Annotated in this window: 5 protein-coding genes; 2 read left to right on the top strand and 3 right to left on the bottom strand. The window is 55.8% G+C overall.

All coding sequences use genetic code 11. The features are described 5' to 3' along the window. Both metE and roxB read right to left on the bottom strand, forming a co-directional pair. On the bottom strand, positions 1-1,652 hold a 1,652-nt coding region (metE, locus tag B4U49_RS13240; protein WP_078085082.1), incomplete at its 3' end, for a 5-methyltetrahydropteroyltriglutamate--homocysteine S-methyltransferase. A 210-nt stretch (positions 1,653-1,862) separates the two neighbouring features. Next, positions 1,863-4,028, bottom strand: a complete 2,166-nt coding sequence (gene roxB, locus B4U49_RS13235; RefSeq protein WP_143735666.1) for a rubber dioxygenase RoxB — start codon at positions 4,026-4,028, stop codon at positions 1,863-1,865. A 340-nt stretch (positions 4,029-4,368) separates the two neighbouring features. On the opposite strand from roxB, the gene B4U49_RS13230 reads away from it, so the two are divergent. Continuing rightward, positions 4,369-5,289, top strand: a complete 921-nt coding sequence (locus B4U49_RS13230; RefSeq protein ID WP_078085078.1) for a LysR family transcriptional regulator — start codon at positions 4,369-4,371, stop codon at positions 5,287-5,289. Between the two features lie 56 nt (positions 5,290-5,345). After that, positions 5,346-5,891: a cytochrome b gene (locus B4U49_RS13225; protein ID WP_078085077.1), complete on the top strand. Its 546-nt coding sequence runs from the start codon at positions 5,346-5,348 to the stop codon at positions 5,889-5,891. An 85-nt stretch (positions 5,892-5,976) separates the two neighbouring features. On the opposite strand, the gene B4U49_RS13220 is transcribed toward B4U49_RS13225, so the two are convergent. Next, entirely contained in the window at positions 5,977-8,274 is a 2,298-nt protein-coding gene (locus tag B4U49_RS13220) for a PKD domain-containing protein (protein ID WP_078085076.1), read from the bottom strand. Between the last annotated feature and the right edge of the window lie 56 nt (positions 8,275-8,330).

Here is an 8,330-nt window from a genome sequence, read left to right as displayed (position 1 = left end):
GGGAAGGACCAGTTGAGGATGGTGACCGGGCCGGTGAGCATGCCTTTTACCGGCTTCTTGCTCAGGCTCTGGGCGTATTCACTCCACTGCACGGTCATCGGGTTTGGACGCGAGATATCCCCAGCGATGATCGGTGGTTTCACACAGCGGGAGCCGTAACTCTGTACCCAGCCGTTGCCGGTGTGGATAAATCCATCCAGCTGCTCGCCGAAGTACTCCACCATATCGTTGCGCTCGGCTTCGCCGTGTACCAGTACATCGAGGCCGAGTATTTCCTGGCGGCGGATCGCTTCGGCGATTTCTGCACGCAGGTGATCGTTGTAGTCCTGCGCACTGATTTCCTGATTGCGAAACTGTTTGCGCACCTGCCGCAGAACGTCGGTCTGCGGGAAAGAACCGATGGTCGTGGTGGGCAACAATGGCAGCTGCCAGCGCTCGCGCTGTACTTCTGCGCGCTGTGGATACTTTTGCGCACGCCAGGTGCTGTCGAGCTCCGCACGCACATCGGCCTCACTGGGGCTTTCGGTTTTGGCGATCGCGGGCAACGCGCTCGCGCCGGGCTTCAGGGCCTGCTGCAGGGTTTGCAGTTCATCCAGCTTCTGGCGGCTGTAGGCCAGTTTCTGCTTATCGGCATCGGCCAGATTGGTTTCGGTGTCCAGGTCGACCGGGCTGTGGAGAAGTGAGCAGCTGGCAGATATCCACAGGCGCTCGCCGAGCTTGTCCGTTAGCGGCGCAAGCTCCTGCTGCCAGCGGGCCAGGTCGGTACGCCAGACATTGCGACCATTGATTACCCCGACAGATAGCACTTGCCCGTCGCGCAGCGCATTTGCGGCATGAGCCACCTCCTCCGGTGCACGTACCGCGTCGATATGTACACCGTCCACCGGCAGGTCAAACGCCAGCTGGAGGTTTTCCTGCAGCGGAGAGAAGTAGCTGGCGAGCAGCAGCTTGCTGCCACTGGCTTTGGACAATGCCTGATAGGTCGGAGCGAAAGCATCGCGCCACTCGGCAGGCAGGTCCAGGCCGAGAATAGGCTCGTCAATCTGTACCCATTGAGCGGCAGCACTGGCCAGCTGCTCGAGCAACTCAATGTAGCAGGGCAACAGTTTTGGCAGCAGGTCCAGCGCATTATCCACACCGCGACCGAGCCAGAGGTATGTGAGCGGGCCAATCACCACCGGCTTTACGTTATGCCCCAGGCTCTGCGCCTCCTGCACTTCCGCCAACAGCCATTCGCTGTCCAGGGAGAACTTCTGGTCGGCGGTGAATTCCGGTACCAGATAGTGATAGTTGGTATCAAACCACTTGGTCATGGCGTTGGCCGCTACCGGCTCGCCGGAGGGCGCGCGGCCGCGGGCGAGACGGAAATACTGATCAAGCTTGTTATCCGCAGCCCCCTCGGTAAAGCGCTCGGGAATCACGCCAAACATCAGGGAGTGGTTCAGGACCTGATCGTACCAGGCAAAGTCGCCGACGGTGGTAAGTGCCAGGCCCGCTGCCTGTTGCGCCTGCCAGTTGTTGCTGCGTACCTGCGAGCCCGTAGCCAGCAGGGCTTTCTGATCGATATCACCCTTCCAGTAAGCTTCCTGTGCGCGCTTCAGCTCGCGATTCGCGCCGATGCGCGGGTATCCGAGAATATGTGTCTGTGCCATGTCCATTTCCCAATCAATGCCATCCCGGGCACTCAGGCGCCGGGGGTGTGAATTCAGGAAGGCATTCTGCGGCGGGCACCATGTTTAATCAATTTCATAGTTTTCAACTAGAACATGAGTAAAACTAAAGTTTAAATTTGAAACCTACAGAAATAAAAAAGCCGCACGGCTCCCCGTGCGGCGCAATTGAAGCGACAGGTTCTGTCAGGCTTACAAGGTCTTCATGTACTCGATGATGGCCATGCGTTCGTGATCCGTGAGAACGCTATTGAACTCGTGACCTTCATTACCGTGGCTGAACAACAGGGTGTTGTAGATCTTGCGATCCTCCATCTGCCGCATGGTCAGCGTCGGCGGGAAGAAGATGTTCCAGGTCAGGATCAGGTTACTGTACAGACCGTCGAGCACCTGTTGCGCCATCGGCGTCGCGTGCTTGTCATTCGGATCACAGGTGCGATACGGAGATACCGACGGGTTCAGGAAAGAGCGCCATTCACAGGCGATAGTGTCGTACTTCCAACCCATTTTTTCGGCGTCGTAGGCACTGTCGAGACTGGTGTCATAACCCATCAACACATTGCCGTTGTTGTACCAGGGGTTTTGCAGCTTGTCGTTGGATACCCGGCGCCACAGGGGCTCACGCTCAGACGGCTTGAGAATTTCCCATACGTTAGGAATGGAACCGTTGTGCATGTAAGGTGCAGTCGCCCACACGCCGTACAGCGGCGGCGCCAGATAACCGAGCTCGCGATCACCGCGCAGGCGCTCCTGGTTCTGCGGTCCACAATCCTGATCGGTGCCTTTGGTCGGCGGATAGCCGAAGAAGTTTACCGAGCCCGCACGCTGCATGCCCTCGTTGTTGGTTTCCCAACGTACCGGGTCAGTGCCGATGATTTCCTGGGGCACGATATACGCGGCAATACCCTCCAGGGACGGATCCGCAAGATAAGTCGGGTCATTTACGTAACGCGGTGCATAGGCGCCGTGACAGCCCGCACAACTACCATTGCCCTCGGGGCGACGCACCGGGTTATTGCGCTCGGCTGCCCACATATCCAACTCGTGGAACAGGACTGCGCCCTCTTCCGCCAGCGCGGTGTCGATATTACCCGGGTACTTCGGTGCTTTGAGAGTTTCAATCCACGCATTGATGGGCGGCCCATTGTCACGCATGTACTTCTGACCGGCGTCACTCAGCGGCCCGAGGATCTCACCGAACAGACCAAAGATCGGGGTATAGAACACCTGGTCGATACGCGGTGCATCCGCCGGGAACATACCGTCGACGAATTTCACCGGGCGGTGGCCCAGGTTCCACCACGCCGGGGTATCCATACTCGCGGTCGAACCGGAAGTAATCAGGTCGATCGCATCCCGAGCGGTGTAAAAGCCTTCGTTCGGGAAGATAAATGCGAGGTTCACGTCACTGGCATTGTTGGTACCACGGGTATGCGCCAGGTTCGCAAGCGTCGCGATAGAGGCAAGGTATCCCTGAGCCAAACCATCGCGCAGGAACAGGTCCAGATCCGCCAGCGGGCTACCACCACCCAGTGCCGGCTTGCCGTCAATCGCACCACTGTGACAAGCGTGACAAGTAACGCCGATGCGGCCGGTCCAGCTGCCGTCCGGGTTGCGCATCTGGGTCAACATCAATGGTAGCTGGCCGGATCCACCATTGGTCCAGTTGGGGTTTTCCCCTTTCAGCGGGTAGGGGTTCCGCTTTTCACCAATCACTGAACCGTAGCGTTCGGCTACCAGCTGGTCGTAATTGTCGGGCTTGGATACATAGCCGCCCCAGGACTTCCACAGATCGTTGTACTGCCCCGGCGTCATGGTGGAAATACCACCCGCCGCTTCGGCAGTGAACGGATCGGTACCCGCAAACAAGGCACCCACACCCGGCGAGCCGCCGGTCAGCAGGCGCTCACCCACATCAAACCGATCACGCAGTTCGCCACAAGTAGTAGCCGCTCCGACTTCCTGCACCGCTTCCGGATCGACGTGACAGTTTTTGTAGTACGCATTGAAGTGCACAGCGCGGCCATCACTGACGCCTTCCTGAATAGACGAACGTGGATCTGCCGGTAATTCGGCCTCGTCCGGTTTGCCGTAGCAGAAATCCCATACAGCCCAGCCGCCGTTACTACTGCCAAGCAACGCATTCGGGTCGTAGTCATCGGGGCGGTTATATACATTGTGCGGGGTGAAAGGTTGGTTGGGATCGTAGTACGGATCATCGTAGCCCGTATCCTCGCCGGTATAGGCGTACGACTCCATTGAAGAAATGGTAAAAACCGATGTAAACAAGACAGATGTCATCACCGCTTTACCGCCGAGGACGGCAAGTGCCCTCAGCCTGCGTGTTGGCTGCAACATTATTCTCAGCTCTCCCTGGTTATTTTTTTGTGTGCCCGGCCGCTTCAATATGTCGGGCACTCTCACTGACCAAAGACACTGCGCAGAGCACTGCGGTAAATCGCTTTGCAAGTTCATATATCTGGTCTCATCGCGAGGCTGAAGTTACCGATTTGCATCCCTGCCCGCTTCGTCGGTTCAGACGATTTCTCCACACCGCCCGACTTCAAGGGTCGATTAGCGCGACCAGGTTGCGGGCCGACATCACAAAAACTTGCTTCCCTCCCCCAAAATGAGATTCAATAATTTTCACGATCACCAAAGATAAGATGAATTTAATTAAAGGCCGTACTACACCCCGATGATAGAACTCCGCCACCTCAGGGCACTGACCATCCTGCGGGAAACCGGCAGCATGGTGCGCGCCGCCGAGCGCCTGCACCTCACCCAGTCCGCACTCTCCCACCTGTTCCGGGAGATGGAGGAGCGCCATGAACAGAGCCTGTTTGTGCGCAAATCCCGCCCGCTGCGCTTCACCACTGCCGGATTGCGCCTGCTGCAGCTGGCAGACGATGTACTGCCGCGGGTGGCAGTGGCACAGCGGGACCTCGCGCGGCTGGCCTCCGGTACTGCCGGACGGCTGAATATCGCCATCGAATGCCACAGCTGCTACCAGTGGCTGATGCCCACCCTCGACGCCTACCGCGACGATTGGCCAGAGGTGGAACTGGACCTGTCCAGCGGATTTAACTTTGCCCCGCTGCCGGCGCTGGTCAGGGGAGACCTCGACCTGGTGGTAACCAGCAACCCGGACGAATCCCTCAAAGGTATCCATTACGAGCCCCTGTTCAGTTTTGAAATGTGCCTGGCCATCAGCAGGAAACATCCCCTGGCGGACCGCAAATGGGTAGAGCCGGAGGACCTGGCAGGAGAAGTGCAGATTACCTATCCGGTAGAGCGGGAAAGGCTGGATATATTCCAGCACTTCCTCGATCCGGCAGATGTGGAACCCGCATCGGTACGTACCGCAGAACTGACGGTAATGATGGTTCAGCTGGTGGTCAGCGGACGCGGTGTGTGTGCGCTTCCTAACTGGGCGCTTTACGAATATTTACAGAAAGGTTTGGTCAACCAGCTTAGACTGGGCAAGAGTGGACTTTGGAGTACACTCTACGCCGCGGTGCGTGAAGAGATGTTGGAGCAAGCCTTTCTGCAGGACTTTTTCACCACCGCGCGAGATACTTGCTTCGCCAACCTGAAAGGTGTGCGCGCAGCCACCTAAGAATCAAAACTGAAGATGTAACGCTTAAGATCGACAACAATAGAAGGGGCCACTCGATGACATCCACACCGAATAGCTGGAGCAAGGCAATCAAATCCCTGCACTGGCTGATAGCATTTTTTATCCTGTTCGCCTGGGGCTCCGTAGAGCTGCACGAGTTTTACGAGCGCAGCGACCCCATGCGTGGCTGGTGGATGGTCCTACACTTCTCCCTCGGCTTCTCCGTATTGTTTCTCGGTCTTTTCCGTCTCTACTGGCGCGCCACCCACGGCCGCCCCACTCTGTATGGCAGCGGCTTCCAGAAACCTGTATCCCTGCTGGTACAGAGCCTGATGTATATCATCATGCTGGGTATGCCGATCACCGGCCTGCTGATGCGTCAGTTCGCCGGACGCGACACCACCCTGTTCTGGGTATTCGACCTGCCCAGCTTTGTCACCAAGAATACCGATCTGGCCAAGCAGTTTGCTTTCCTGCACAAGGAATTCCTGTGGAATGCACTGCTGGTACTGCTGGTGCTGCATATCGGTGGCGCGCTGTGGCATCACTTTGTTACCAAGGACAACACGCTGCGGCAGATGCTGCCGTTTGGGAAAAAATAACTATTCTGGCTACCCAAAGTAAGTATTTCCTTACCGGGTAGAGTTAATAAAAACCGCGCATTTGCGCGGTTTTTTATTACCTAACTTACATTCCCGATATCGGGACGGGCCTCTCCTCTACACGCTCGAAGTAGGCATTGAAGATACTCGCGCTACTAAGAATGTGCTCCTCAGGAATCGCCATGGATTCATCCAGGAAGGGATCCAGGAAAAAGCGATGGTAATTGCGTACAGCGATGCCCTCTCCTTCCTGATGCAACACCCACTCCCGTTCGTGATAGAGGGCACACTCGTCACCAGGCGCAGGATCCCAAATCGCAGACTCACAGAACCCTGACGTATATGCGAAATAACGACGGATAAGCAGGTTTCCTGCTTCATTAATTCGCCAGAGCCCCGGCATCAAAGAAGTTTCGTCCGCAGTAATCTCCCCATCCCCGTTTCGGTCCCAAGTCGAGGCGGTCAGAGCAGTTCCGTCCGCATTCACCTCAAACCAGAAAGGCTCCAGTGGGGCACTGAAGCTCATCGGATACTGGTACATACCCACTGCCCGATCTGGTGTCCACGCGGGGGCCTCTTTCAGATAGGCCTTTCCAGAGGTAGAAAGTGCTCTCGCTCCATTGTCCAGCTCTACAAACACTAACGGAGATTTCTGGTTGTCACCTTCTAACAATACCAACTCAGCTTTGTAGCCAAGAACATTGTCGATCAGTAAATGTCCGTTAATATCGATCTCCCATGGAGAGCTGACCTGGATCGAAGACGGCACACCAGAGCCGGAGATTGAATCCACATTTACCGACACGCTGCCACCGGTCACAAGATTACCAGCGAAGGTCAACTGCACGGATTCCGCAGACAAAGACTGCTCCTGATCCGGAGTGGGTTCAGTAACCTCACTCGCGACAGATGGCAAAGGGATGCTCAATGAAAGGCCCATTTGCAAAAAATCCGCAGCATCAACTTTGCCTGTATTACGGATCGCAATAGGTGTCACGATCTTTAACTCCGGCTCGGAGGGCGGGTATTCGCCATTGGGATACCGGGTAAACTCTTCCGCTTGGACAACCAACCAGTCAACTTCTGTTCCATGATCAAGCCAATTGACTAGTTTTGGTTGGAAGACGACCTCCTCCAGAACATTGCGTCCCAGATTCTCATCAAATTCATAGAGACTACTTAAAACTGTATCAGCGCCATAAAGTTCGAGACCTTCCGCTGTCGCCGTCCAGGTGATTTCGCTCTTGCCACTGAAACTTGAGCCACTCAGTGATCCCAGCCCCTCCGGAGCGAGTTCCAATCGGGCACCAAGGTCAATATTGCTCGTTGTAAAATAATAAGTATCTTGAATCTCGGAGTTACCCGCAGGTGCAGTCACTACCAGCTGCGAGTCGCCCAGTATCGCATCCATCGCGGCCTGGTAAGTGTCAGGATTATTACTACGAACCTCAGCAAGCAGTAAGGCGGCGATCTCACGGTTAGCAACCAATGCATAGGTATCGTCGATATCACTAGGAATTGTGACACCTGCAGATTCTGAGTAACTCTGTACGAGCTCGATTAATGTCGCGAGCTGAAAGGCCTCGTAGCCATCGACCAGTTTCTTTCGCCCTACAAATTGCTCCTGAGTCGAAACATTTCCGAGTTCGCCCTCCTCGATTACAGCCGCCATCGCGGTAGTCAGGCTCGAGACATTGACGGAAAGTAATTCATCGTGTGTTACCAGTTCATCAACACCGGCTGCAGCGATTACCGACTCGACGTTCCCCAGCAATGAAACGAGTTTTAGCTTGGTACCCGGGTTCGTCACTTCTGCTCGAACCAAATCGGCGACACGGCTGTCGTCGACATTGATTGAAACAAGGTACTGGCCAGTAGCGTCTACTTCAGAAGTAAAAATTTGCTCACCGACGCTGAACGAAATTTCAGCCTCAGCTGCCAGGCTCTCCGTTACCATTCCCTCAATGTCGAACCCGACCATACGGGCAACAATGGAAACAACCACTTCTTTCGAGGTCTTTGCGCCCTCAGCATCGGTGGCGGTAACCACCAGCGTTGTCTGAGAGTCCTCGGTTACAGCGGGTACCTGGATAGAAACCGTCGCGGTATCAACATCAGCGAGCTCCAGTGACACACCCGATTTCTGTTCCCATGCATAGGAGACCGCGGAGCCTTCAGGGTCCGTTGCGGAAGCGGTAATCGTTGCGGACTCCCCTTCCATCAGTGAAATGGATTCAACGGTAACCGAGGGCGCTTGGTTAGTGGGCTGCGCAGGCGTGCCCCCTTCATTCCCACCGCCACTACTGCCGCCACCGCAGGCAACCAGTACCAAACTGAGAGCTCCGATTACAGCCCCCGCAAAATGTTTATTTTTTATACTCATCAACTAATTCCCATGTATTTAGAGCAAGCGTCAGGGCAACCACTAAACTTGAGACA

It is taken from the genome of Microbulbifer mangrovi (assembly GCF_002009015.1).
In the GTDB taxonomy this organism is placed as follows: Bacteria; Pseudomonadota; Gammaproteobacteria; order Pseudomonadales; family Cellvibrionaceae; genus Microbulbifer; species Microbulbifer mangrovi.
Note: the sequence above shows the minus strand (reverse complement) of the source record. Positions and strands in the feature narration are given on the sequence as shown.